Origin of the sequence: Tunturiibacter gelidiferens (assembly GCF_051013345.1) — a bacterium.
GTDB classification, from domain to species: Bacteria; Acidobacteriota; Terriglobia; order Terriglobales; family Acidobacteriaceae; genus Edaphobacter; species Edaphobacter gelidiferens_A.
The window spans coordinates 5,758,466-5,782,995 of the sequence record NZ_CP132939.1; the positions used below are offsets into that span (position 1 = coordinate 5,758,466).

Here is a 24,530-nt window from a genome sequence, read left to right on the forward strand (position 1 = left end):
CATGGCAGACGTAACCTTTACCGTAGACGGCAAAAAACTGACCGCACCCGCGGGCACGCTTCTGCTCGAAGCCTGCAAGACCGCCGGTATTGAGATTCCCGCCTTCTGCTACTATCCGGGGCTCTCGCTGCAGGCAGCCTGCCGCATGTGCGTCGTGCGCGTTGAGAAGATGCCCAAGCTCCAAACCGCCTGCACCACCCCGGTTACGGAGGGCATGGTCGTCACCAGCGAATCTCCCGAGATCGCTCAGGCGCGCAAGGCGACGCTGCAACTTCTTCTCGGCAATCATCCTCTCGACTGCCCCGTCTGCGACGCCGGCGGCGAGTGTGAGTTGCAGGATATGACGTTCAAGTATGGCGCCGCCGAAAGCTTCTACGCCGAACCCAAGAACCATCGCGAAGAGCAGAAGTGGTCCCCTGTCGTTTACTTTGATCGCCCTCGCTGCATCCTCTGTTATCGCTGCATTCGGATGTGCGGCGAAGGCATGGACGTCTTCGCTCTCGGCATTCAGAACCGAGGCAGCTCCTCAGTCATCGCCCCTAACGTCCCCGCGCAGATGTCTCCCGATGACCTCGCCCACGTAGACTGCGAACAGTGCGGCATGTGCATAGACGCCTGCCCGGTCGGCGCGTTGACCTCTGGCACGTATCGCTACAAGACGCGCCCCTGGGAGATGAATCACGTCTCGACCATCTGCACGCACTGCGGCGATGGCTGCAAAACCACCCTCGGTGTTCGCAGCACCACGGACGGCTCAGAGATCGTCCGCGGCGATAACCGCGACAAGTCCGGCATCAACGTCGACTTTCTCTGCAACAAGGGCCGCTACGCCTTTGACTTCGCCAATAACGAAGACCGCCTTACCCAGCCACTCGTCCGCCAGCCCAACGGCGAGATGAAGCAAGTCAGCTGGGAGGTCGCACTCGATCACGTCGGTAAGAAGCTCCGCGAACTTCGCGACACCCGCGGCGGTAAGAGCATCGGAGTCATCGGCTCCAATCGCACAACCAACGAAGAAGCCTACCTTCTGCAGAAGTTTGCCCGCACCGTCCTCGGCACCAACAACATCGATCACCATCGCACCGCCGACTACGTCTCCTTTGCGCGGGCTCTTGCCGGTACCACCGGCCGCACCGCCAGTCTGAACGATACGCTGACCGCGCCGGCCATCATGATTCTCGGCGGCGACCCAACGATTCAGGCCCCCGCAACAGCCTGGAACATCCGCACAAGCGTTCGCAATCACCGCGCCCGCCTCTATATTGCAAACTCTGCCGAGATTAAGCTCCGCCGCCAAGCCAAAGCCTTCGCGCACATCGCGCCCTTCAGCTACGGCGCGCTGGCCAGCTTCATCGCGGGAGATGATAGTGCCGTCGATGCCCTCACCCACTCCGGCGCAGACGCATCCTCCTTCCATGACTTCCGTAAAGCCATCCGTTCGGAGGAGAGTCTGCTCGTCCTTCTCGGGTCGGAGTTCCGCGGCGGCGATCTGCAGCGCCTCCTCGCCTTCGGCAAGACTCTGCCCAACCGCAAGTTCGCCCTTATCTCCGACTACGTCAACTCTCGCGGAGCCGCCGACATGGGCCTGCTGCCTGACCTGCTACCCGGCTTCACTCCGCTCGCAGGCAACTCTACCTTCGCCGAGTACAACACTCCCGCCGCCCCAGGTCTCGACATGCTCGAGATCTTCGAAGCAGCCGAACGGGGCGAACTCTCCGCTCTCTACGTCGTCGGCTCCAACCCCGTCTCTCGTTACGGAATCGATCCCATGTCTCTCAAGGACACCTTCGTAGTGGTGCAGGACATGTTCCTCACCGAGACGGCAGCCCTTGCCGACGTCATCCTCCCGGCCGCGAACCTCTACGAAAAATCCGGCTCCGTCACCAACAGCTATGGCGACCTCCAGCTCGTCAACAAGGCCGGCGACCGTGCCGGAGTCCGCACAGACTTCGAGATGATCGTTCGTATCGCCGACAAGATGGGCGCTAACATGCGGGAGCTCATTCCCTTCGGCAAAGGCACTCGCGCCGACATGGGCCAGTCCCGCGGCGTACAGTCCGGCGAGGCAGACCGTCATGCCATTTGGCTTGCCGCGAACAACATGGAGCCGAAGCTCAGCCCCTTCGATCCCTTCGCCATTCTCGATGAGATCCAACGCCTGGTCCCCGGCTACAACCTGCTGCGACTTCAACTGCTCAGCGGCAACAACCAACACCTGCAGCCTGCCGCAGCAGTCAACGATCTCGTTCAAATCGGCAGCCGCCGCGACCTCGTGCTGCCCGCGAACGATACACTGTTTACCTCGGGCACCCTGGGTCGCTACTCCGCCATGCTCTCCGACCTGCAGCAAAACGAGAGTCTCCGTCCTCCAACCGGCCTCACCCAGATTCAACCTGCAGCCGACTAAGTAGACTCAACAGCAGACGCAAACACCTACAGGAGCCCAACCCACCGCCGTGAGCCACCTCAGCCCATTTCAGACATTCCTGCTGCTCAGCATTCTCAAGGTCGTGGTCGTCCTGGTCATCACCCTGATGTCGGTCGCCTATACGGTGCTACTCGAGCGCAAGGTCCTGGGCCGCATCCAGAATCGCTGGGGGCCCTCGCGCGTCGGCCCCTTTGGCTTGATGCAGCCGCTCGCCGACGGAATCAAACTCTTCCTCAAGGAAGATCTCCTGCCTATCGCCTCTGAGCGTCCTCTCTTTATTGTCGCGCCGATCATTGCGTTGGCCTGCGCGCTGATCTCCATCGCTGTCGTCCCCTTCGGTGGTATGCAGACGGTGAAGGGCGTCGAGATGTTCAACATCGCCGACCTCAACATCGGTCTTCTGGTAATTCTCGGCATCACTTCAATTGGCGTCTACGGAATCGCTCTCTCCGGCTGGTCCTCGAACAACAAGTTCGCCCTGCTCGGCAGCCTCCGCGCCACCTCGCAGATGATCAGCTACGAACTCGCCCTCGGCCTCTCATTGGTCGGCGTTGTTCTCCGCGCACAGTCTCTCAGCCTTCGCGATATCGTGAACAGTCAGGGCGCACACGGCCTGCTTTCCTGGAACTTCTTTGGCGGATTCCAATTCGTTGGATTCTTCATCTACATCATGGCCGCCTACGCCGAGACCAACCGCGCGCCCTTCGATCTTCCCGAAGCAGAATCCGAACTCGTCGCCGGTTACCACACCGAGTACAGCTCCATGAAGTTCGCCATGTTTTTCATGGCCGAGTACGCAAACATGATCACGGTCAGCTGCGTCGCCTCGCTGCTCTTCTTCGGCGGAGCCTCCAGCCCCCTCGGCCATCTCCTCCCAGCGGACTTCGGCGGCCCCATCCTATCGGCCATCTTCCCCATCCTTTGGTTCGTACTCAAAGTTCTGGCCTTCCTGCTTCTCTTTATCTGGGTGCGTGGCACGCTGCCGCGCTTCCGTTATGACCAGCTCATGAGCTTCGGCTGGAAGTTTCTCCTGCCGCTCGCCATGGCCAACATCATCGTCACCAGTCTTGTCATTGCCTTACGGAGCTAGCTCCGGGGAATAAGCAACAAGGTGTTTTACAATCAGCAGATAGCCCAGTTCTTCAAAATCGGCCTCTGCCCTGTTTCAAGCGTCTCAAGAGATTCACAAAGGACCTGACGGAACATCATGCAACTGGCACTCTTTCTCATCTTTGGCGGGCTGGCCGTAGCGGGAGCGCTCAACCTCCTCCTGCAGCGCCATCCCATCAACAGCGCCCTCTCGCTGGTCGTCGTCATGATGTCGCTGGCCGTCCTCTACTGGTCACTCGGAGCCGAGTTCCTCGCCGCATCCCAGGTCATCGTCTACTCCGGTGCCATCATGGTCTTCTTTGTCTTCGTCATTATGCTTTTGAACGCAGGCGAAGAAGAGCGAACTACCGGCAGCCGTGCCGCCTACCTCGTCGGCTTTCCCGGTGCTGCGGCCATCTTCTGCCTGCTCAGCTTCGTCTTCCTGTCGGAGCGCAAGGCTCTCGGCTACACCAGCATCGGCGGCTATCTCAACCACGTCACCAGCAATATCTCCGAGATCAGCACCATTCTCTTCACCAAGCTGTTGCTTCCTTCGAAGTCACCTCGGTCCTCATCCTGGTAGCCATCCTCGGAGCCGTCGTGCTCGCGCGAAAGGAGCAGTAGAGATGCTTCCACAAGTGCCCATCGCCGCTTATCTCATACTCGCCGCCATACTCTTCTCGATCGGCGTCGCGGCCTTCCTCATCAAACGCAACCTCATCACCATCTTCATGTCGATTGAGCTTATGCTCAACGCCGTCAACCTCACCTTCGTCGCCTTCGCGCACATGTGGCACCAACTCTCCGGTCAGATCTTCGTATTCTTCGTGATGGTCGTTGCCGCAGCCGAGGCCGCCGTAGGCCTTGCCATCATCATCACCATCTTCCGCACGCGTAAAACGCTGAACGTCGACCAGATCGACCTGATGAAATCGTGACCTCTATGCCCTCTGTCTCCATGATCTCCGACTATCTCTGGCTGATCCCGCTTGTCCCCTTTGCCGGTTTCCTCGTCAACGGCACGGTTGGCCGCAAGTTTCCGCGTGCTCTCGTCTCCGCAGTTGCTCTCCTCTGCACCGCTATTCCCGCCGCGATCGTCGCCTGGCTCTGGGTCGTCATGAAGGCCGATGGCGCGCCGGAAGTCCTCCGAGTCGTCAGCCAGCCGTGGATCGCAATCACCGGTCTTCAGATCGACTTTGCCTTCACCGTCGATCACCTCACCCTCATCATGCTCGGCATCGTCACCGGCGTCGGCTTCCTCATTCACGTTTATTCGGTCGGCTACATGGCACATGAAGAGGGATACTGGCGTTTCTTCGCCTATCTGAACCTCTTCATGTTCTTCATGCTCGTCCTCGTCCTCGCCGAGAGCTTCCTCCTCCTTTTCGTCGGCTGGGAGGGCGTAGGTCTCGCCTCGTACCTGCTCATCGGCTTCTACTTCACCAAGGATTCTGCGGCCAACGCCGGGAAAAAGCCTTCATCGTCAACCGCATCGGAGACTTCGGCTTCCTTCTCGCGATGTTCCTTCTCGTTCGCGAGTTCGGCTCCCTCGACTTCACCCACATCTTCCAGGCGATCAGCGTCAATCCCGGCTGGAACGGCGGCATCCTGACCGCAATCGCTCTTCTGCTTGTCCTCGGCGCAGTCGGGAAATCCGCCCAGATTCCCCTCTACGTCTGGCTCCCCGACGCGATGGAAGGCCCCACGCCTGTCTCCGCGCTGATCCATGCGGCAACGATGGTCACAGCCGGCATCTACATGGTCGCCCGCTGCCATGTTCTTTTCGACCGCAGCCCTTACGCTCTCGGCGTCGTCGCTATCATCGGCGCGGCTACGGCCATCTTCGCCGCCTGCATCGGCATGGTGCAGCACGACATCAAGCGCGTCCTCGCCTACTCCACCGTCTCGCAGCTCGGCTACATGTTTCTGGCCTGCGGAGTCGGAGCCTACACCGCAGGCATCTTCCACCTGCTCACCCACGCCTTCTTCAAGGCGCTGCTCTTCCTCTCCGCCGGCTCAGTCATCCACTCACTCTCCGGCCAGCAGGATATGCGCAAGATGGGTGGCCTCCGCAAGCGCATCCCCGTCACCTTCTGGACCATGACGATGGGCGTCTTCGCCATCTCAGGGATTCCGCCGTGGGCGGGCTTCTTCTCCAAGGACGAGATCCTCTATCAGGCTTTCGTCGCGACCAATCCTCTCGGCAAGCTGCTCTGGCTGGTCGGACTCATCACAGCCGGCATGACCTCCTTCTATATGTTCCGTCTCTGGTTCAAGACCTTCTTTGGCCCGGAGCACTTTGAAGAGCACACCGATCTTCACGCCCACGGAGCAGCCGTCCACACTCACTCCGACAGCCACGCCGTTATGGTCGTCGACCCAGAAGACAACCGCCCCCACGGCGTTCACGAGTCCCCTGCGATCATGACCGTTCCGCTCGCCATCCTCGCGCTGCTCTCGATCATCGGCGGGTTGGTAGGCGTTCCCGCCGCTATGGGGGGCACAACGAGATCGAACACTTCCTCGATCCGGTCTTCAGCACGGGCGCGGCGGTCGAAGCAGCATCCACCAGCCACGGTCCCGAGCTGGGCCTCGCCGCAGTCTCTGTCCTCGTCGCACTCGCAGGCCTCGCCGTTGCCTACCTCTTCTACTACAAGAAGCCCGGCACAGCTGCCGCCCTCGCCGCAAAGATGCCATCCCTCTACAACCTCGTCGACCACAAGTTCTACGTCGACGAGATCTACGGTGCGTTGATCGTCTCCCCGCTGCTGATGTTCAGCCGCCTCTTCCTCGGCGGTATCGTCGACGGCGGCGTCGTCAACGGCGCCGGCGCCGCTGCTGGAGCAACCACACGAGGATTCAGCTCTCTGGTTCGCCGCGTTCAGTCTGGAAACATTCGCTCTTACGCCGGCTGGCTCGCACTCGGGGCCGCCGCCGTTCTGCTCGTCATGATCTTCGGCCGCTCCATCTGGATCCACTAAAGAAGCTCGTTTTATCAGTACCTTGCTTTTGCAACACCCAAAGGAAACGATGAATATCGACCACACCATCCTGACCGTACTCATCCTTGTCCCGCTTGTGGGCGCGGTCCTGCTGGCCTTGCTGCCCGACAAGGGCAGGCTGATGCAATGGGGTGCTCTTGCCGTCACCCTCATCACGTTTATCTGCACCCTGCATCTGCCCGCACGCTACGACTACTCGGCTGTCGCCGGCAGCTTCCAGTTTGAACAGAATCACGAGTGGATCAACTCGCCCGCCATCCGCTACCACCTCGGCGTTGACGGCCTGTCGATGTGGCTCGTCGTTCTCACCGGCTTCCTCGCCCCCTCGGCGTCCTCGTCTCCTGGAACACCATCGGCGATCGCAGGAAGCTCTTCTACACCCTCTTCCTCCTGCAGCAGGTTGCGATGATCGGCATCTTCGTCTCGCTCGACCTCTTCCTCTACTACGCCTTCTGGGAGCTTTCGCTGGTTCCCATGACGCTGCTCATCGCGACCTTCGGCCGCAGCGCCAACCGCCGCCGCGCCGCAATCAAATATTTCCTCTACACCTTCATACCCTCGGCGATCCTGCTGGTTGGCATGCTCTGGGTCTACGCCCGCACCGGCACCTTCCAACTCCCTGAGCTCGCCCAGCTTGCCGCCGCCCACAATATCTCCAGCAACAACGCAGCGCTCTGGCTGGCCTCACTCGCGTTCCTCGTAGCCTTCGCAGTCAAAGTTCCGGTCTTTCCGCTTCACGGCTGGCTCACAGACGCAATCGCCGAAGCCCCGACCGCTGCCGTGATGGTTCTGGTCGGCAAACTCGGCCTCTACTCCATCCTGCGCTTCTCCTTCAGCATCTTCCCCGAGCAGTCGCGCCATATCGCACCGCTCATGATCGCCCTCGGAGCCATCGGCATCGTCTACGGTGCGCTCCTCGCTCTTGTCCAAAAAGATCTTAAGCAACTGGCAGCATACGGTGCGCTCGGACATGTCAGCGTGGTCATCCTCGGCATCTTCACCTTCACCATCGCCGGCATCGATGGAGGCATCTACGCCACCATCAACGAAGGCATCGGCGCCGGTGCGTTCTTCATCCTTCTCGGCATCCTCTACGAGCGCTACGGTACCTACGACATGCGCGACTACGGTGGTCTCGCAGCCAAGCTCCCCTGGATGGTCACCCTCTTCGTCATCACTACCCTGTCGGTGATCGGGTTGCCAATGCTCAACGGCTTCGTAGGCGAGTTCCTCGTCCTTACCGGCAGTATGCAGGCTGCGGTCATCCACCGCACCGCGTGGACCTTTCTCGCCACGACAGGCGTCATCCTTACCGCCTCTTACATGCTCTGGATGATTCAGCGCCTCTTCTATGGCGATCTGAACGAAAACACATCCGACGTCCCAGTCCCTGACGTGACCGCCCGCGAGCATCTCGCACTCTGGCCCCTCGTCGCGGTCATGCTGTTCATGGGAGTTGCCTCGCCCTACTGGTTGCGAGCCATCGACACCGCTGGTAAGGTCCTCGCCGAAGGCCCGGCACAAACCTCAAATGCCGCTCGAAACTCCTATATCGGTCTCGAAATGCTCCCGATAGCGCAGCGAGATGCCGCCGGACGTTGTATCTATAATGGCCTCTCCCGCGCCGTCCCCGGAAGCCAGCAGATACCTTTCGTTCCACTTGAAAATGGGGGAGCCCGCTAAATGTCCGCTAACGTCCTGGCCCTCCTTCCCGAGCTCATCCTCACCCTCGTCGGTGTCCTCGTCATGCTCGCAGAGCCATGCCTGAAGCCAAGCTCCAGCCGCAAGCCTCTTGGCTGGCTCGCGATCGCAGGCACCGTGGCAGCTCTCGCCGCCAGCTGGTACCAGATTCAGTTTGGGACCGTCCACGCCTTCTCCGGCATCATTCAAATCGATGCCTTCTCGGTACTCTTCCACTTCGTCATTGGCTCTGTTGTTCTAGTCACCCTCCTGGGATCGCTGGATTACTTCGAAGGCAACGCCAGCCACGCGGGTGAGTACTTTGCCCTCATCCTCTTCGGCGCAGTCGGGATGATGCTGATGACTTGCTCCGTCGAACTCCTCATGGTCTTCGTCGGCCTGGAAATCTCCTCCATCTCGACCTACATCATGTGCGGCTTCCGCAAGGGTCAGGCAACCGGCACCGAATCCTCTATCAAATACTTTTTGCTCGGGTCCTTCGCCACCGCCTTCTTCCTCTATGGTGTAGCTCTGGCGTTCGGAGCCACCGGTTCGACCAACATCTACGCCATTGCCCACGGCCTCGAGATCACCGCGACTCCAGCCCTCGCCTTCACGGCACTGGCCCTGATCATCATCGGCCTCGGCTTCAAAGTCTCGGCTGCTCCATTCCACGTCTGGACCCCCGACGTCTACCAGGGCGCACCAGCTCCGGTTGTCGGCCTCATGTCGACCGCACCGAAAGCCGCCGCCTTTGCTGTCCTGCTCCGTATCACCTTCACTGGCTTCCCCACCTATCAACATCGCTGGACCATCCTGATGTGGGTTCTCGCCGCCCTGTCGATGACGGTCGGCAACCTGGGCGCCCTGCTCCAACGCGACGTCAAGCGCATGCTCGCTTACTCCAGCATCGCTCACGCCGGCTACCTGCTGGTCGCGTTCACCGCTTTTCCCTTCGATGGAATCGCCGCAGCCTGCCTCTACACCGCCACCTATGCCGCGATGAACGTTGGTGCGTTCGCTGTCGTTACGCAGATCGCCGGCTACGACGAGCGCGCTCGCAGCATCGACGACTTCACCGGCCTCGGCCAGAAGCGGCCCTACCTCGCCGCTCTGCTCAGCTTCTTCCTGCTCTCGCTCATTGGAATCCCCTTCACCGGTGGCTTCTTCGGCAAGTTCTACGTCTTCTCCGCAGCCATCCACGGCGGCAACGTATGGCTGGCTGTCATCGGTCTGCTCAACAGCGGCGTCGCCTGCTTCTACTACCTCCGCCTGCTGGCTGCGATCTACACGCGTCCTGGCAGCGAAAGCACTCGCCTCAATCAGCTTCGCCGCATCAGTGTTCCTGCAGCGATTGGGATTGCTCTTGCCGCCGTGGCGACGGGCGCTCTTGGCATTCTGCCCAGCGGTGCGGTCTCCTTTGCGGAGTATGCCAGCCACTCCACTCTGATCGAGCAGGGCCGACAGGAGTGTGCTGCCTCTCCTGATAGCTGCCACCTCCAGCTTCAGTTCGACGAGAAATGATACGTCCTGCCGGACGGGCCCACTGCGCGTGGGGCGGCCACTTCGTGGCGTGTATACCGCTCTTGGCAAGATGATAACCATAGGTCTCCCGTTGGTCGGCACGAGTTCTCTTTCCGACCAACGGGAGGACCACCAAAGATCTTTTACCCAAACAAGGTACATAAGTCACGAAGTGACCGCCCTCCGCGCAGGAGGCCCGTCCGGCAGGACAACAGATCTTACACAAACAGAAAGCCTCCGCAACATGCGGAGGCTTCTATTCTCAAAAACTCCAAAAGGCCAGCGGCGTTACTGAACCTTCAAGAAGATGATGACGAACGTGAACAACGCGAGCGACTCGATAAACGCGAGACCAAGAATCAGGAAGATAAAGATTCCAGGACGAGCACCCGGGTTACGTGCCAGCGCCTCGGTAGCCGAAGCAGTCGCCTTACCCTGACCCAGACCGCAAAGACCAGCAGCCAGCGCCATGCCCAGACCAGCAGCCAGAGGAACCCACTGGGCTCCGGGGCTTGCAGCGGCAGCGCCCTGCGCAAAAGCCGGCGTTGCGAAAAGCAGCGCGGCCAACGACATAAAGAGATATTGCAGCTTCTTCATCGTGTTACTCCTGCCTCCGTGAATACGCCGCCAGTGGGTGGTTGATGCTCACCGTGCTGGCACCCTCACGCTATGCGGCGTTGTTGCACACTGCGAGAGGAGGCCCCAACGCAGCGAAACTTGGTAGCCCAGGCTTTAGCCTTGGGTGATGCGAAGCATCAATGATCGTGTGCTACGGCCAGTGACAAGTAGATCGACGCGAGCAGGAAGAACACATAGGCCTGAACTACAGCCACACCGAGGTGAAGCCCGAGGAAGATCAACGGAATTCCCACCGGAACCAGCGAGAAGAACGCGATTGTCACCAGATCCCCCGCAAACATATTCGCGTAGAGACGAACCGTCAGCGAGAGAACGCGAGCGAGGTGCGAGATGATCTCAATCGGCAGCAGCAGCGGATACAACCACCACACCGGTCCCAGAAACTGCTTGATGTAAGCCCAGCCGTTCTCCCGGACGCCGTGGTAGTGGTAGTAAATGAAAGTACAGAGCGCAAAGCCGAGAGGCACCACCGCATACGCGGTAGGCGATTTCAGTCCCGGAATCACACCCATCAGGTTGGCCAGCAGAATGAACAAACCCAGGGAAGTCAGATAGCTCGTAAACCGCTCCGACCCGTGGCCGATGATCTGCTCGCCCTGCTCCGAGACAAACTCATGGGTCATCTCTGCCAGATGCTGCGCACCGGCTGGCTTCTCAACGCTTAGCGTCATCCGTACCAGGATGAAGTAAGCAATCAGAACGAAAAACACCAGCAGTTCCATCGCGAAGGAATCCGTAATCGGATAAGCCGCATACTTCGGATGCACGTGCAGCGCCTCAAGAAACGAGGTCGTGAACGCACCAAAGTGGTGATTCAAAAATTGAGTGAAGAGTGTCTGTGTCGGCATATAAATAAAAACTTCTGTTCAATCTGATCCACGAACGCCGGTCTAAACTGTCCACGCCTTCATCAGCCTCAAACCCTCGACCGTAAGTGCAAATACACCCAGAGCGAGGCCAGCGGCAAGCGCGTAGACCGAACCATTCAGAATCTTAAGGCTAACATAAAGCAGCACAACGGTCAGCCCGAGCCGCAGGAAGAAACCGAACAAAATCAGCCCCATCGGCTTGGCTTTCCCGCCGCCATCCATCCGGACCATCACCGCCGTCATCAGCCGCAGCCACTCGAACAACCCCGACCCCGAGATCAGCGCCCCCACCAGCAGCAAGACCGCGGATTGCCACCCCATCTTCCACCAGATCACCGGCGCCGCAACCGCGGTAATCACCACCAGCAGTCGCAACGCGCTCAAAATCGTCCGCTTGAAGTCCGCGTCGCTGAAGCTTTCCAACGTTCTCACAATGTCGTCCTCACCTGCACTCTTATCCACGCTTGATGTACCGCGACGCCGTCCGGAAAATCTGGACAAAACCCGCCGCTGCGCCAAGCAAAATCCCTGCAATCGCGATCCACCCCTGATGAAAGTGCCGATCCAGCCAACTCCCTAGCAGCCATCCGATGACGCACCCTGCCGGCAACGCAATCGCCAGCTGGATCATCGACTCAGCCTTTACCAGCTCGCCGAGAGCACCCTTCCCACCGCCACCCGCATCATTACCGCCGTTCCTTGCTCCATCATCCGCCATAGCAGGACTATTACACCACGCACAACGTCGACTGACACATTCTATGTATCCTTCGAGGTCCTCACGCCTCGCTATACTGGGGTGTCAGCAACATCCAGCTAAAGGAATCCCTGTGTACGAGTCGGAGTTCGAAAAAATCTCTATCAGCAGCGCCGCGAAAAGCTCCAGCAGATCGCTGCCCTCGGTCAGCTCGAAGGCCTCAGCCAAGCCGAGGCGACCTACCCTAACCACTACGCCGCCAGCCGCACCATTCCCGAGATCCGCGCCGCCTACGACTCTCTCACCGCCGAGCAGCTCGACGCCGACCCCATCCTCGTCAGCATCGCCGGCCGCATCATGGCCATCCGCGTCCAGGGCAAGGCTGGCTTCGCGCAGCTCCAGCAGGGTGGCCAGCGCTTCCAGATCTACGTCCGTAAAGATGACGTAGGCGAAAACACCTTCTCCCTATATAAACTTCTCGACCTCGGCGATCACATCGGCGTCCGGGGCCACCTCTTCCGCACCCGCACCGGCGAACTCACCGTACACGTTGGAAGCGTCGATAACCAGCCCGGCCTGACCTTCCTCACCAAGGCTATGCTGGCCCTTCCCGACAAGTACCACGGCCTCGAAGACACAGAGCTTCGCTACCGTCAGCGCTACGTCGACCTCTTCATGAACACCGGAGCCACCAAGCCCGCCACCTCAGGCGAAGCCCCAAACGACGCAGCCGAACCCGAGACTCCCAACGTCCGCGAGGTCTTCGTCAAGCGCGCCGCCATCCTCCGCGCAATCCGCAAGTTCTTCGATCACCGCGGCTACCTCGAAGTCGAAACCCCGATGATGCATCAGATAGCCGGAGGCGCGGCGGCCCAGCCCTTCACCACGCATCACAATGCCCTCGATCTCGATCTCTTCCTCCGCATCGCGCCCGAGCTCTATCTCAAGCGCCTGGTCGTAGGTGGTATGGACCGCGTCTACGAGATCAATCGCAACTTCCGCAACGAAGGCATCAGCACCCGTCACAACCCCGAGTTCACCATGCTCGAGTTCTACCAGGCCTACGCAAATTATCACGACCTGATGACTCTCAGCGAAGAGCTCATCATCCACGTCGCCAAGGAAGTCAACGGCACGACCATCACCCACTTCAACGGCCACGAGATCGACCTCAGCAAATGGACCCGACTCTCCATGCGCGAGGCCATCATCAAGTGGTGGCCGCCGAACGCGCCAGTTCAGCCGACCGTAAACGACTTTTCTTCCGAGGAGAAGTTCAGGGCGCTCATCAACGAGGGCGAGAAGTTTGCCGATCCAGAGAAGTCCTCCTTCGATCGGGCCCTCAATCGCCTCGGTGCAGACTGCCACTTCGTTCGCGAGTTCGTCCTCGATAAAGGCGCACCGTACGGCAAAGCCATCTCCGATCTCTTCGAACTGAGAGCCGAGGCTCTGCGGGGTGGCGAGATGGGCATCGAAGAGCCGCTCATTCAGCCCACCATCATCTACGACTTCCCCCTGGCCGTCAGCCCCCTCTCGAAGGTCAAGCCCGACGAGCCTGACTGGGTCGAGCGCTTCGAGTTCTACATCGGTGGCTTCGAGGTCGGCAACGCCTTCTCCGAGCTCAACGACCCTGACGACCAGCGCACCCGCTTCGAGCAGCAGATGACCGAAAAGGCTCGCGGCGACGACGAGGCCCACCAGATGGACGAGGACTACGTGCGCGCCCTGGGCTACGGCCTGCCCCCAACCGCCGGCGAAGGCATCGGCATCGACCGCCTCACCATGCTCCTCACCAACTCCAAGTCCATCCGCGACGTCATCCTCTTCCCTCTCTTGCGCCCCCAGGTCAAACAGGCCGAGGCAGCCGAAGCCAAACACGGAGAGTCCGCCGAATAGCGCACACGCGGCGACGCCAACCCCGTCGCCGCGCCCCAAACGCGTTATCCTTACCTTGTGGCCACCTCCGCGACAACCGATGCAGTCCTCGCACCCGCGAAGCCCTATTCCCTGCTCGCCGACTACGCCACCCTCTTCAAGCTCCGCGTCTCCACCATGGTCATCATCACCGCCGGAGCGGGCTTCTACCTTGGCAGCCTCCGCAGCGGCATCAGCCCCTTCCACGCCGGCCTCCTCCAGGCTCTCGCGGGAATCGCCGTCGTCACCTGCGGCAGCAGCGCGCTCAACCAGGCCCTGGAGCGCAAGACCGACTCGCTCATGCGGCGCACGGCCTCACGCCCCATGGCAGCCGGCCGAATCTCCCTCACGCACGGCCTCATTCTGGGATTCGCGGCCATTTTTCTCGGCTCCCTCTACCTGGCCTACACCACCAACCTGCTCACCGGAACCCTGACCCTCCTCACAGCCATCGGTTACGTCGCCATCTACACCCCGCTTAAGCGCGTCACCACCATCAACACCTTCATCGGCGCATTCCCCGGCGCACTGCCGCCCCTCATCGGCTGGACCGCCGCACGCGGCATCATCGAGTGGCCCGGCGTAGCCCTCTTCGCCATCCTCTTCGTCTGGCAGTTCCCCCACTTCATGGCCATCGGCTGGATGTACCGCGAAGACTACGCCCGCGCCGGAATCCGCCTTACGCCCAATCTGCCAAACACTCAGTACGCCGCCCAAAGCACGGTCATCCAGGCCCTCTTCTACGCGATCCTCATGATTCCCGTCAGCCTCTGGCCCGCAGCGCTCCACACTACCGGCTACTTCTACGCGGCAGCAGCGACGATCCTGGGCGCAGGCTACCTCTGGTACACCGTCCGCTTCGCGCGCATTCTCCGCAATCCCGACTCCGACTCCTCCCGCCTTGTAGCCCGTGATCTGCTCCGCGCCTCGGTGATCTATCTCCCGCTACTTTTAGCCGCCATGATGCTTGACGCCAAAGGACGCCTGCTCTTCTAGACTAATGCCCTCATCCATTCAACAAGTCAGCCCGGAATTCCGCACTCCTCCCTCTGTCATCGCTTCGATCATCGCCGTCAGCGCGGTCGCATCACTGTTTCTCGCGTGGCTTGTCTACTATCATCCTCCGGTCGACGTCGCAGGCACTCATCTGGCCTTCCTTCCGGCGCTCGACGCCGTTCTCAACGCCCTGTGCGCCGTCTTCCTCGTCATCGGATATCGTTTCATCCGCCGCCGCCAGATCACTGCACACCGCAACAGCATGTTCGGCGCCTTCATCGTGTCGAGCGTCTTCCTCGTCGCCTACATCGCCAACCACGTCCTCCACGGCGACATGCTCTTTCCCAAGGCCTATCCCACAGCGCGTTTCATCTATCTCTGGATCCTGCTGACGCCACACATCCTTCTCGCAATCATCTGTCTGCCCATGATCCTGATCACCTTCTTCCTGTCTCTCACCGGTCGCTTCCCCGCACATCGCCGCCTCGCACGCTGGACCTACCCCATCTGGCTCTATGTCTCGGTGTCCGGAGTCATCGTCTACGCGATGCTCGCGGCATATCGGTAGTCTGTCATTGAACACTGAAACTTTAAGCACGACTCCTATGCAGCCAGACACCCGCAAGCTCCTCCATACCGGCCTTCTCATCTTCGGCACTGGAGTCGTCGCAGCCGCACTCATCTTTACCAGCTTCGGCGGCATCACCCGCCATCAAGGCCCCCACACCAACCTGGGATGGCTATCCCTGATGCTCGCAATGGGCTGCCTCCCCACCGGCTTCCTCACGCTTCTTCTGGCGGCAGTCAAACTCATCGGCGACCGCCGCCGCTAACACTCCTAACTTCGCGCAATGAGAAAGCCCCGATCGTCGTGATCGAGGCCTTCTCATCAAACCATTCAAAGTAATCCAGACGCAGAAGCCACTTACTTCCCGAGCGTCGGAGGATTCGAACTGCTACCCACGGCCGCCCCGGTCGCTCCCGTGCTCACGCCGTCGAGCGACGCCTGGTACGAGATGATCGTCTTCAGCGTCTCGTACGGAATCCCGGCCAACGGCAGCAGATGCCCGTTCACCGCAAGCATCGGAGTCTGTTGGACATCGATCTCCTGCGCCAGTTTGATCGAAGCATTCACCTGGTCCTTGATCGCCTGAGTCGCCGCGCACGCGTCGATCGCCGCAGGATCCAATCCAGCCTTCGTCACTGCACTCTTCAGCGTCTGATCCCCGGTTTCGGGAGTCAAAGCACCTTGCGTATCAAACACCGCGGCAGAGTAGACAAAGTACGCATCGTTCTTCTGCTTCTGTACGCAATACCCGTACGCGGCTGCCTTGAATGCAAAAGGGTGCACGTCCACCAGAGGAAAACTCTGGTACACCACACGTGCGGTCGGGAAGTCCTTCACTAACTGCTCCATCGTGGACTGCGCCTCTTTGCAATGCGGGCACTGCAGATCTGCAAACTCCACCAGAAGAAGATCCTTGCTGGTCGCGCCGCGCGTCGCACCGTCTGCGCGAGCCTGCAGCGTCTTACGCAGTTCAGCAAACGGAGTCGCGCCAAACGGCACCACCGCATCGCCCGCGACCGCGTGCTTTCCATCCGGCATCACAAAAAACGCCGTAGGCTGCACCTTCGCATTGGCTGTCTTGTCCGTGACAAACACAATCACCTTACTTACACTCGGCGCCGCGGTGGACTGGATCGCCTCGACCCGCCAGATCCGGTTCGGATCATATCCCCACAGGGCCTTCAAAAACGCGTTGACCGTATCCACCGTGGGCGTAGATGCCGTAAAGTACTTCTGATTCACCGGAGGAAACGGATCCGCCTTCGTATCCTGCCCCAGACTCTGCAGCTGCAGCGGAGCCCCAGCCTTCTGTGCCGGAGGAGCAGTCTGCGCTCCCGCACCCGCTGACGTTTGTGCTCCCGCCGCTGCCGAAATGCTGAGAGCCGTCACCAATCCCGCCAACATCCAATTCGAAATTCTCAAAGACACCATCCTTTGCGCCGTCGCTATCCGCGCAGCTCCTCTATTACACCTGAACCTTGACCGCAATGGGAAACCGACGCCCCATTCCGAACGACTTTCTCGTAACTTTCAACACCGGAGCCGCCTGCTGCCGCTTATATTCGCTCTTCTCAACCAGCTGCAACACCGACCTCACCAGCGCCACGTCCACTCCCTGCTCCTCGGCAATCTGCTCCGCCGAGCAATACCGCTCCACATAAGCCTCCAGGATCGGGTCCAGCACCTCATACGGCGGCAGCGAATCCGTATCCCGCTGCTCGGGCCGCAGCTCCGCAGAAGGTGCCTTCGAGATCGTCTCCCACGGAATAACTTCTTTGACGCGATTCACATACCTGCTCAACGCATACACCCGCGTCTTCATCACATCGCCAATCACGGCCAGCGCACCCACCATATCGCCGTACAGCGTGCAGTACCCGGTCGACATCTCGCTCTTGTTCCCCGTCGTCAGCACCAGCGCGCCGAACTTGTTCGACAACGCCATCAGCAGCGTCCCGCGAATCCGCGGCTGCAAGTTCTCCTCCGCAAGCCCAAACGGTGTCCCTGCAAACAGCGGGTGTAACACATGCTGAAACTGCGCAAACACATCGTGGATCGGCAGCAGCTCAAACCTTACCCCCAGGTTCTTCGCCAGCCTCCGTGCATCCTCAATCGAGCCCAGCGACGAGTACTCCGTCGGCATTCCCACTCCGATCACGTTCTCCTTCCCCAGTGCCTCCACCGCAATCGCCGCCACCAGAGCCGAATCAATTCCCCCGCTCAACCCCACCAGAGCCTTGCTGAACCCGCACTTCCTCACGTAGTCCCGTGTCCCCAGCACCAGCGCATCCCACATCGCAGCGACCTCGTCCACCTGCGTCTCAGCTGCGATAGCCTCTCCATCCTGGGTATCGAAGACAACCAGATCCTCCGCGAACGAAGCCGCTCGTACGACCACCTCACCATCCGGCCGGATCACCAGCGACGAGCCATCGAACACCAGGCTGTCGTTCCCGCCCACCTGGTTTGTCATCGCCACAAACGCATGATGCCGCCGCGCCAGCGCAGCCAGCATGTTTTGCCGCACCTGCGGCTTCCCCTGCCAATAGGGCGACGCCGAGATATTTAAAATCACCCGCTGCTGTCCCGCCAGCTCCTTCGACTGCGACTCCCATCGTCCCATCAGCTTCTCTACCGGATCCACCTGATACATCTGCCGCGGCCAGAATCCCTTATCGTTCCAGGCGTCCTCGCAGATCGTAATCGCCAACGGCTCCCCGCCGACACAGACCAGCATCTGCTCCGCGGCCGGCTCAAAGTATCTCTGCTCGTCGAAGACGTCGTAAAACGGCAGCAGCATCTTCTGCTGCACGAAGCTTACCCTGCCTCCATCCAACAGTGCCGCGACATTCCTCACCTGCTTGCCCACGCTGGCCTTGGTAGCCATCACCGTGCCGCACAGAATCGCAGGTCGACCCGCAGCTGCGGTCCAGCCTGCAACTTCAGCCACGACCTCCTCTGCCCTCGCAACGAAGGAAGCTTTCTCAAGAAGGTCCGCCGGCGGATACCCACACACCGCAAGCTCCGGAAACACCACAAGACCCACGGCTAACGTCTCGGCACGAGCCGCATATTCAAGAATCTTCTTCGCATTCCCGGCGAAGTCACCCACCGTCGGGTTGATCTGGGCAAGCGCTATCTTCACCCTTCAAGTCTACCGCTTAGGAGCCTGTCCCGCTCAACACCACACCCACCGTGCGCGCCAGAATCCGAAGATCCATGATCAGGCTCCAGTTCTCGACATACGCGGTATCCAGCGAGATATAGCTGTCGAACGACGGGTCCTGCCGAGCCTCCACCTGCCACAGCCCCGTAATGCCCGGCAGCACATCCAGCCGCCGCAGATGCGCAAGGTCGTACTGCTCCACCTCGGCCGCCATCGGAGGCCGAGGCCCCACCAGACTCATATCGCCTTTCAGCACGTTATAAAACTGCGGTAGCTCATCCAGCGAGTACTTCCGCAACACTCTGCCCACCTTCGTAATCCGAGGATCCTTCTTGATCTTGAACAGCACACTATCGCGCTCGTTCATATGCTCCAGATCAGCCTTCAACTTATCCGCGTTCTGCACCATCGTCCGGAACTTATAGCAAGAGAACGCGCGTCCCTTCCGTCCAATCCTCTGCGCTTTGTAAAAGATCGGCCCAGGAGAGTCCAACCGAACCGCGAACGCAATCGCCAGCATCACCGGCGCAGTCACTGCCAGCCCGATCACTGAAACCGTCGCATCGAGGACTCGCTTCAGCAAAAATCCACCGATCGGAAAGTCCCTGCGGTGCAGTGGAATCGTCGGAAACTGGCCGACATATTCGACCCGCGCATTCCAGGCCAGGCCGTCGTACATATCCGGAACCACACGGACATCAATGCCGGCAATCCGAGCCTCTTCCACCATGCTGATCACCATCTTCTCCTCGGCCGGCACGGAAAAAGATCTCGTCAACAAAGAGCGATCGCGCCAGCGACAGGCAGTTCCTCACATCGCCAATCACATCTGCGTTACCGGATTCCGCCTCGCGCTCGGTCAGCGCAACAAAGCCCTTGAATCGAAATCCCAGATGCTGCAGCGTGTCGATATGATTTCTCAGCGCGTGGCCCACCCGACCTGCGCCCACGATCAAAACGTTCCGCGTCTCGATCCCCGCCCGGAACCGCCGATAGACCATCCTTCGCCACAACGCGCGCCGCACACACAGCAGCACCGTCGTAAACACCACCATCAGTCCAACCACAATTCGCGAGATCGCCTCTCCACTCGACAGGTAAAGCGTCCCACACAGAAGCAGCCCTGAGGTCAGCGACGCCTGAATGGTCATCCTCTGTTCATGCAATCCGCTATGGTGCTGAATCGTCCCATACAGCCCATACGAACGCGTGAAAAAATCAGGCAGATTCCGTACCAGGCAATATAAAAAAACAGAAGATTCGGAGAAGATTTGATGAGATGCGGCAACACATGCAACGTAGGGACATCGGCCGGTGTCGGCACGCGGAACCTTAGAGCTACTATCGCTGCAATCGCCACGGTCAGCAGGTCCAGCGAAGCCCAGACCGTACTCGTGATCGACGGCCTGCGGAAGACTCCGCCGCCCGTCCTCGACGCACGCTTTCCGTTTCCCGCGTATTTTCTCTCTGAGACGATGACCTGCTGCAGATAATCCGGTGTCGCCATAGCGAACGCCTTTCAACTCAATAATCCCAGGGCCTTGTAGTCGTTAGGATGCCTGAATTGAAGCTCAGGAATACCGTCGATAAAAAAATTCGCCAATCGAGCAGTTATGCGGTCAATTTAGAAAAATTGAAGACTATTTGGAGCATACGTATCAGACAGGGGCTTGGCAACAAATTCGGCAACACTTTGCAGCGTCCGTCTAACACCTTCAGGGGAGGCGCTTTGCTCGGGCCTTACATGCATTGTGTTGCGTACCTAGACAGGGGTGACTAACTCATCCAGCGTCAAAAACTCCTGGAGAATCGGATCCTGGCTGCGCTCCATCTCTTTCATTGTTCCAAAGAAGATCGCTTTGCCTGCGCTCAAAAACACCACTCGGTCCGCCAGCTTCTTCGCCAGCCGCATGTCGTGTGTCACAACAATGCTGGTGAGATGAAGTTGTTGCTTCAACCGTTCGATTAAATCTCCGAGAAGATGCGCCATCAGCGGATCCACCATCGTCGTCGGCTCGTCATACAGCACCGCCTCTGGCTGCGACGCCAACGCCCGCGCAATCGCAATGGACCGCTTCATCCCTGTCGACAAGTCCGACGGCAGCAAGCCCTCCATCCCCGCCACACCCACCATCTCCAGCAGCCCCTTCACTACCTGCAGAATCTGGTCTTCCGCCATCTCTCCGCGCTCACGCATCGGAAACGCAACGTTCTCGCCCACCGTAATCGAATCGAACAACGCTCCATTCTGAAAGACCATCGTCACCTTCCGACGAATCTCTTGTAACTCTTTCTCCTGGAAGCCGCAGATATTTTCACCCGCAACCTTGATCATCCCCTTGTCAGGCTTCAAAAATCCCAGCAACATCTGCAATGACACCGACTTGCCCACGCCGCTTCGTCCCAGGATGCACAACGTCTCCCCCGGCAACACGTAGAAGCTCACATCCTCCAGCACCACAAACTCGCCGAACGATTTGTACACATGCTCAAACGAAATATACGGCGCAGGCTTGTTCTTGAGGTCGGGTAAAGCCTCAGCAGCAGCCTCATTCTGCTGCGCGGCCTGCTGGATAAAATCGCCCACCTCAGCCGACACATCCTCCGAGACACTTTCAATCAGAGGAGTGTCCGCGGTCACCTCAGGCTGTTGTTCCTCAATCTTGTCATCCCGCTCTGCCATCTCAGCGACTCCCACCAACCAAATCACGACACAAATCTAGCCTAACCCATCCCACGCTATGTATCTAACGCATCGACATACCGCTCCGCCTCAGCAAACTCCTCCGGAGTATTCAGGTTCGCAAACCAGAGATGCTTGGCTGACTGCTGGGACTCCGTTGTTACCATCCAGTCTTCTCGGCCCCGACCATGCAAGTTCGGCGTAGCCCGAAACGTCGATTGATCGTTCCATGGCAAATTGCGGAATGTCATCCGGAGCACAACCCCGTGTTGCGCCGCCAGTTCCCTGCCCGCCCGCTCCAGTACCGGATACAACTTCAACTCCCCTCGCTCCACGGCACTCGTCACAAATGGGCCGACATCCCGGTGAATCATCGCCAGCGTGGGCTGCGCAAGGCCATCGACCGTAAACATGACCAGCCTCGCTCCCCTCTTCTCCTCAATCAGCGTTCTGCGGACCCAGTGGTGCAAAAATGCCGTAGGCAAAAACGGCATATCCACCGGCAGAAACAGGTTCCACGCGAAGACTGAATGAGCAAGCGCCGCCTCCATCCCCCCATTGGCCCACAATCGGGATGCAGGTCAGGCACAATCGGCGCGTAAGCTGCGAGCTCTGGGTTACTGCTCAGAATCCGCACATCCATGCACACTCGCCGCAGCTTCTTCACCGCATGGTGCGCCAGCGGCCGCCCCGCCAGCTCCTGCAAAGCCTTGTCTCTTCCCATGCGCGAACTCTTCCCACCCGCCAGCACGTATCCGCCGACCTCTTCCGCGACCGGGCCAGCCATCAGGCACCCACACCGCTCAAAAACCGCACGATCGACTCAATTCCGCGGTGAAAGTTCGCCAGATGAAACTTCTCGTTTGGCGCATGAAGGTTGTCATCCGGCAATCCAAACCCCATCATCACGGTCGGCACCTTCAGCTCTCGCACAAAGTCCCCCACAATCGGAATCGACCCGCCCCCGCACAAATACCGTCTCTTTCCCGAACACCTCACGCATCGCCTCCGTCGCAGCCTTCACGTAAGAGTTATCCGTGCTCACCACAATCGGATCTCCCGCATGGATCAACCGCACCTCCAACGCCACTCCCTTCGGCGCAACCGACTCCACGAAAGCCTTGTACTTCGCAAAACTCTCCGCGGGAGTCATATCCGGCACCAGCCGCATGCTCACCTTCGCCACTGCCTTCGCAGGAATAACAGTCTTAGCCCCAACCCCAACGAACCCACCCGGCATTCCATGCACATCAAGCGTCGGCCTCGCCCACGTCCGCTCCTGCACACTCAAACCCGGCTCTCCCGTCAGCACGTTCGACCCAACCTCAGTCGCCCGATAGTGCTCTTCATCAAAAGGCAGCGCCTTCCACGCCTTCAACTCATCCGCCGTCGGCTTCTGAACCTCGTCATAAAATCCCGGAATCAAAATCTTCCCATTCTCATCCTTCAGCTTCGCAATCACCTGCGCCAGCGCCACAAAAGGATTCGGAGCCGCCCCGCCGTACATCCCCGAATGCAGATCCGTCTTAGCCCCGCGAGCCTCGATCTCCGTATAGATCATCCCGCGCAGTCCCACGCACAACGTCGGCAGCTCAGGCGCAAACATCTCTGTATCGCTCACCAGGGCCACATCGGCCTTCAGCTGCTCTCCATGCTCCCGCACAAACGCAGCGATCCCCTCGCCGCCGACCTCCTCCTCGCCTTCAACGATCACCCTTACATTCACCGGCAGCGTCCCCCACCCGCCGTCATCAGCGACTCCAGCGCCTTCACATGCATCCACATCTGACCCTTGTCATCCACCGCACCGCGAGCGTAGATGTTCCCATTGCGCTCCGTGGGCTCAAACGGCGGCGACTTCCACTCATCCAACGGCTCCGCTGGCTGAACATCGTAGTGCCCGTAGCAAAGCACCGTAGGCTTAGCCTTCCCATCAGCTCCCGCCCCCGCATGCAGCCAGTCCGCATTCACCAACGGATGCCCCTTCCGCTTCGGCGTAGTCGTCTCAATCAGGCGGACGTTCTCCATCCCGATCCTCTTCAACTCCGACGCGACAAACTCCGCCGCACGCCTCACATCCCCCACATGCTCAGGAGCCGTTGACACCGAAGGAATCCGCAGAAGCGCCTTCAACTCTTCGACGAACCGCTCTTTGTTCTCCCGCGCAAACGCAATCGCCGTCATCATCTTCGTCGTCACCGATCCACTCCCAGAAAGGATTCTCCCGCCGGCAAATCCCCGCCCGGCAAAACACAAGTATATGTCCGCCCCGACTCTCCAATCATTCCCCTTGCATCTCTCCATCACAAAGCGTAATTAATGCGGGCTGAGAGGAAAAACAAAATGACCACCTCCCTGAAAGACGGCACCATGATCGATAAGCTGGCGCAGTTTGACCTCCATCAGGAGATCGCCGACTCCCAGCAGAAGAAGCCCTGGCAGTCCGGCCACTACGCCAAAACCCTCTTCAAGAAGCACGACCTCCGAGTTGTCCTCTTCGTCATGGAGAACGCAGCCAGGATGAAGGAGCATCACGCAGACGGAACCCTCTCCGTCCACGTACTCAAGGGGCAAATACGTTTCACCGTTCACGGCAAGCCCCACGACCTTAAGGAAGGAAACCTCATCACGCTCAGCGCCTCCATCCGGCACGAAGTAGAAGCCCTTCAGGACTCCGCCTTCCTCCTCACCCTCTCCTGGCCGAGCAATCAGGATCTACTCGCAATGAAACACCGCGGCTACGGCACCTAAAGCCTCGCAAAGTAAAGTCCAGGACACAATGGAACCGGAACTCAAGCGCGTCTACGAAGAAGCCGCCCCCGAAGATGGCGCTCGCATCTTGGTCGACAGACTCTGGCCGCGAGGTTTAAGCAAGGAGAAGGCTCGCGTCGACCTCTGGCTCAAAGAGATCGCGCCGAGTGACGAACTTCGAAGATGGTTCGCCCACGACCCCGCAAAGTGGCCAGAATTCAAAGCGCGTTACAAGAGGGAGCTAAAACATAACGCCGTGCAGTTAGCTCTCCTTAGACGAGCCACAGGTCGTGGTCGATCCACCCTGCTGTACGGCGCCCGAGACACAGAACACAATGAGGCCGTCGTGCTTCAAGAACTGTTGCGCCACGAAAGAACCCACCGAAGCTAAATCGTCTCGCTTATTGTCGTTTCGAAAATTCTTATCTTCGTAGCGTCCCTTACTTCAGTGGCGCACAATGCCTCTATGACGACCACGCCCCCGCTGACATAGCCCCATCCAAAACCGGCCGAACCTGGAACAC

21 protein-coding genes and 5 pseudogenes are annotated in these 24,530 nt (G+C 59.5%); 14 read left to right on the forward strand and 12 right to left on the reverse strand.

What is annotated here, in order from left to right; genetic code table 11:
• Nucleotide 1: 1 nt before the first annotated feature.
• From RBB80_RS29080 to RBB80_RS29115, 8 genes and pseudogenes are all read left to right on the forward strand, one after another.
• The gene (locus tag RBB80_RS29080; protein ID WP_433965653.1) at nt 2-2,407 is read left to right on the forward strand and encodes a molybdopterin-dependent oxidoreductase; all 2,406 of its coding nucleotides are present in this window, start codon (nt 2-4) and stop codon (nt 2,405-2,407) included.
• Nucleotides 2,408-2,456: 49 nt separating this feature from the next.
• A complete protein-coding gene (gene nuoH / locus RBB80_RS29085; RefSeq protein ID WP_433965654.1) occupies nt 2,457-3,518 on the forward strand; it encodes an NADH-quinone oxidoreductase subunit NuoH in 1,062 nt (353 codons plus the stop codon).
• Nucleotides 3,519-3,635: 117 nt separating this feature from the next.
• Nucleotides 3,636-4,141 (forward strand): annotated as a pseudogene (locus RBB80_RS29090) (NADH-quinone oxidoreductase subunit J family protein).
• Between the two features lie 2 nt (nt 4,142-4,143).
• The gene (gene nuoK, locus RBB80_RS29095; RefSeq protein WP_433965655.1) at nt 4,144-4,455 is read left to right on the forward strand and encodes an NADH-quinone oxidoreductase subunit NuoK; all 312 of its coding nucleotides are present in this window, start codon (nt 4,144-4,146) and stop codon (nt 4,453-4,455) included.
• A gap of 20 nt (nt 4,456-4,475) precedes the next feature.
• Nucleotides 4,476-6,498 (forward strand): annotated as a pseudogene (nuoL, locus tag RBB80_RS29100) (NADH-quinone oxidoreductase subunit L).
• Between the two features lie 49 nt (nt 6,499-6,547).
• Nucleotides 6,548-6,928: a hypothetical protein gene (locus tag RBB80_RS29105; RefSeq protein WP_433965656.1), complete on the forward strand. Its 381-nt coding sequence runs from the start codon at nt 6,548-6,550 to the stop codon at nt 6,926-6,928.
• Nucleotides 6,811-8,202: a complex I subunit 4 family protein gene (locus tag RBB80_RS29110; RefSeq protein WP_433965657.1), complete on the forward strand. Its 1,392-nt coding sequence runs from the start codon at nt 6,811-6,813 to the stop codon at nt 8,200-8,202. The genes RBB80_RS29105 and RBB80_RS29110 overlap by 118 nt, the downstream gene beginning before the upstream one ends.
• Entirely contained in the window at nt 8,203-9,723 is a 1,521-nt protein-coding gene (locus tag RBB80_RS29115) for an NADH-quinone oxidoreductase subunit N (protein WP_433965658.1), read from the forward strand.
• 288 nt (nt 9,724-10,011) lie between these two features.
• Here RBB80_RS29115 and RBB80_RS29120 read toward each other — a convergent pair whose 3' ends face one another.
• From RBB80_RS29120 to RBB80_RS29135, 4 genes are all read right to left on the reverse strand, one after another.
• Nucleotides 10,012-10,320 (reverse strand): ATP synthase F0 subunit C, encoded by a 309-nt coding sequence (locus tag RBB80_RS29120; protein ID WP_179637647.1) that lies wholly within the window; start codon nt 10,318-10,320, stop codon nt 10,012-10,014.
• Nucleotides 10,321-10,478: 158 nt separating this feature from the next.
• Nucleotides 10,479-11,210 carry a F0F1 ATP synthase subunit A gene (atpB, locus tag RBB80_RS29125; protein ID WP_433965659.1) on the reverse strand — a complete coding sequence of 244 codons (732 nt, stop codon included), beginning with the start codon at nt 11,208-11,210 and terminating at the stop codon, nt 10,479-10,481.
• Nucleotides 11,211-11,252: 42 nt separating this feature from the next.
• The gene (locus RBB80_RS29130; RefSeq protein ID WP_433965660.1) at nt 11,253-11,663 is read right to left on the reverse strand and encodes an ATP synthase subunit I; all 411 of its coding nucleotides are present in this window, start codon (nt 11,661-11,663) and stop codon (nt 11,253-11,255) included.
• 22 nt (nt 11,664-11,685) lie between these two features.
• Nucleotides 11,686-11,949 carry an AtpZ/AtpI family protein gene (locus RBB80_RS29135; RefSeq protein WP_433965661.1) on the reverse strand — a complete coding sequence of 88 codons (264 nt, stop codon included), beginning with the start codon at nt 11,947-11,949 and terminating at the stop codon, nt 11,686-11,688.
• Between the two features lie 112 nt (nt 11,950-12,061).
• Here RBB80_RS29135 and RBB80_RS29140 point away from each other — a divergent pair.
• The 4 genes and pseudogenes from RBB80_RS29140 (at nt 12,062) to RBB80_RS29155 (ending at nt 15,671) form a co-directional block, all read left to right on the forward strand.
• Nucleotides 12,062-13,824: pseudogene (locus RBB80_RS29140) on the forward strand (lysine--tRNA ligase).
• Between the two features lie 57 nt (nt 13,825-13,881).
• On the forward strand, nt 13,882-14,838 hold the full coding sequence (gene cyoE, locus RBB80_RS29145; protein ID WP_433965662.1) for a heme o synthase: 957 nt from the start codon (nt 13,882-13,884) through the stop codon (nt 14,836-14,838).
• Nucleotides 14,839-14,842: 4 nt separating this feature from the next.
• Entirely contained in the window at nt 14,843-15,406 is a 564-nt protein-coding gene (locus tag RBB80_RS29150; protein WP_433965663.1) for a DUF420 domain-containing protein, read from the forward strand.
• Nucleotides 15,407-15,443: 37 nt separating this feature from the next.
• Nucleotides 15,444-15,671: a hypothetical protein gene (locus tag RBB80_RS29155; RefSeq protein WP_433965664.1), complete on the forward strand. Its 228-nt coding sequence runs from the start codon at nt 15,444-15,446 to the stop codon at nt 15,669-15,671.
• 92 nt (nt 15,672-15,763) lie between these two features.
• Here the strand turns inward: RBB80_RS29155 and RBB80_RS29160 are convergent, their stop codons facing one another.
• The 8 genes and pseudogenes from RBB80_RS29160 to RBB80_RS29195 form a co-directional block, all read right to left on the reverse strand.
• Nucleotides 15,764-16,837 carry a DsbA family protein gene (locus tag RBB80_RS29160; RefSeq protein WP_433965665.1) on the reverse strand — a complete coding sequence of 358 codons (1,074 nt, stop codon included), beginning with the start codon at nt 16,835-16,837 and terminating at the stop codon, nt 15,764-15,766.
• A 34-nt stretch (nt 16,838-16,871) separates the two neighbouring features.
• Nucleotides 16,872-18,551 carry an NAD+ synthase gene (locus RBB80_RS29165; RefSeq protein WP_433965666.1) on the reverse strand — a complete coding sequence of 560 codons (1,680 nt, stop codon included), beginning with the start codon at nt 18,549-18,551 and terminating at the stop codon, nt 16,872-16,874.
• Nucleotides 18,552-18,567: 16 nt separating this feature from the next.
• Complete coding sequence (locus tag RBB80_RS29170) at nt 18,568-19,314, reverse strand: sugar transferase (RefSeq protein WP_433965667.1); 747 nt, start codon at nt 19,312-19,314, stop codon at nt 18,568-18,570.
• Nucleotides 19,271-19,723, reverse strand: a complete 453-nt coding sequence (locus tag RBB80_RS29175) for a nucleoside-diphosphate sugar epimerase/dehydratase (RefSeq protein ID WP_433965668.1) — start codon at nt 19,721-19,723, stop codon at nt 19,271-19,273. The genes RBB80_RS29170 and RBB80_RS29175 overlap by 44 nt, the downstream gene beginning before the upstream one ends.
• Nucleotides 19,720-20,079, reverse strand: a complete 360-nt coding sequence (locus RBB80_RS29180; RefSeq protein WP_433965669.1) for a hypothetical protein — start codon at nt 20,077-20,079, stop codon at nt 19,720-19,722. The genes RBB80_RS29175 and RBB80_RS29180 overlap by 4 nt, the downstream gene beginning before the upstream one ends.
• A 255-nt stretch (nt 20,080-20,334) precedes the next feature.
• The gene (locus RBB80_RS29185; RefSeq protein ID WP_433965670.1) at nt 20,335-21,255 is read right to left on the reverse strand and encodes an ABC transporter ATP-binding protein; all 921 of its coding nucleotides are present in this window, start codon (nt 21,253-21,255) and stop codon (nt 20,335-20,337) included.
• A 56-nt stretch (nt 21,256-21,311) separates the two neighbouring features.
• A pseudogene (gene mobA / locus RBB80_RS29190) lies at nt 21,312-22,042 on the reverse strand (molybdenum cofactor guanylyltransferase).
• A pseudogene (locus RBB80_RS29195) lies at nt 22,042-23,442 on the reverse strand (dipeptidase). Before RBB80_RS29195 ends, mobA begins: the two co-directional pseudogenes overlap by 1 nt.
• Before the next feature lie 156 nt (nt 23,443-23,598).
• Between RBB80_RS29195 and RBB80_RS29200 the strand changes: the two are divergent.
• Both RBB80_RS29200 and RBB80_RS29205 read left to right on the forward strand, forming a co-directional pair.
• A complete protein-coding gene (locus RBB80_RS29200; protein WP_433965671.1) occupies nt 23,599-24,006 on the forward strand; it encodes a cupin domain-containing protein in 408 nt (135 codons plus the stop codon).
• A 28-nt stretch (nt 24,007-24,034) separates the two neighbouring features.
• On the forward strand, nt 24,035-24,397 hold the full coding sequence (locus RBB80_RS29205; protein ID WP_433965672.1) for a DUF488 domain-containing protein: 363 nt from the start codon (nt 24,035-24,037) through the stop codon (nt 24,395-24,397).
• Nucleotides 24,398-24,530: the final 133 nt, after the last annotated feature.

Excerpts from the sequence above, each read along its gene's own strand:
- RBB80_RS29080 (WP_433965653.1), top strand. The coding sequence starts at position 2 with ATGGCAGACGTAACCTTTACCGTAGACGGCAAAAAACTGACCGCACCC.
- nuoK (WP_433965655.1), top strand. The coding sequence starts at position 4,144 with ATGCTTCCACAAGTGCCCATCGCCGCTTATCTCATACTCGCCGCCATA.
- RBB80_RS29105 (WP_433965656.1), top strand. The coding sequence starts at position 6,548 with ATGAATATCGACCACACCATCCTGACCGTACTCATCCTTGTCCCGCTT.
- RBB80_RS29115 (WP_433965658.1), top strand. The coding sequence starts at position 8,203 with ATGTCCGCTAACGTCCTGGCCCTCCTTCCCGAGCTCATCCTCACCCTC.
- RBB80_RS29120 (WP_179637647.1), bottom strand. The coding sequence starts at position 10,320 with ATGAAGAAGCTGCAATATCTCTTTATGTCGTTGGCCGCGCTGCTTTTC.
- atpB (WP_433965659.1), bottom strand. The coding sequence starts at position 11,210 with ATGCCGACACAGACACTCTTCACTCAATTTTTGAATCACCACTTTGGT.
- RBB80_RS29135 (WP_433965661.1), bottom strand. The coding sequence starts at position 11,949 with ATGGCGGATGATGGAGCAAGGAACGGCGGTAATGATGCGGGTGGCGGT.
- RBB80_RS29150 (WP_433965663.1), top strand. The coding sequence starts at position 14,843 with ATGCCCTCATCCATTCAACAAGTCAGCCCGGAATTCCGCACTCCTCCC.
- RBB80_RS29155 (WP_433965664.1), top strand. The coding sequence starts at position 15,444 with ATGCAGCCAGACACCCGCAAGCTCCTCCATACCGGCCTTCTCATCTTC.
- RBB80_RS29160 (WP_433965665.1), bottom strand. The coding sequence starts at position 16,837 with ATGGTGTCTTTGAGAATTTCGAATTGGATGTTGGCGGGATTGGTGACG.
- RBB80_RS29170 (WP_433965667.1), bottom strand. The coding sequence starts at position 19,314 with ATGGTGATCAGCATGGTGGAAGAGGCTCGGATTGCCGGCATTGATGTC.
- RBB80_RS29175 (WP_433965668.1), bottom strand. The coding sequence starts at position 19,723 with ATGACCATTCAGGCGTCGCTGACCTCAGGGCTGCTTCTGTGTGGGACG.
- RBB80_RS29180 (WP_433965669.1), bottom strand. The coding sequence starts at position 20,079 with ATGGCGACACCGGATTATCTGCAGCAGGTCATCGTCTCAGAGAGAAAA.
- RBB80_RS29185 (WP_433965670.1), bottom strand. The coding sequence starts at position 21,255 with ATGGCAGAGCGGGATGACAAGATTGAGGAACAACAGCCTGAGGTGACC.
- RBB80_RS29200 (WP_433965671.1), top strand. The coding sequence starts at position 23,599 with ATGACCACCTCCCTGAAAGACGGCACCATGATCGATAAGCTGGCGCAG.
- RBB80_RS29205 (WP_433965672.1), top strand. The coding sequence starts at position 24,035 with ATGGAACCGGAACTCAAGCGCGTCTACGAAGAAGCCGCCCCCGAAGAT.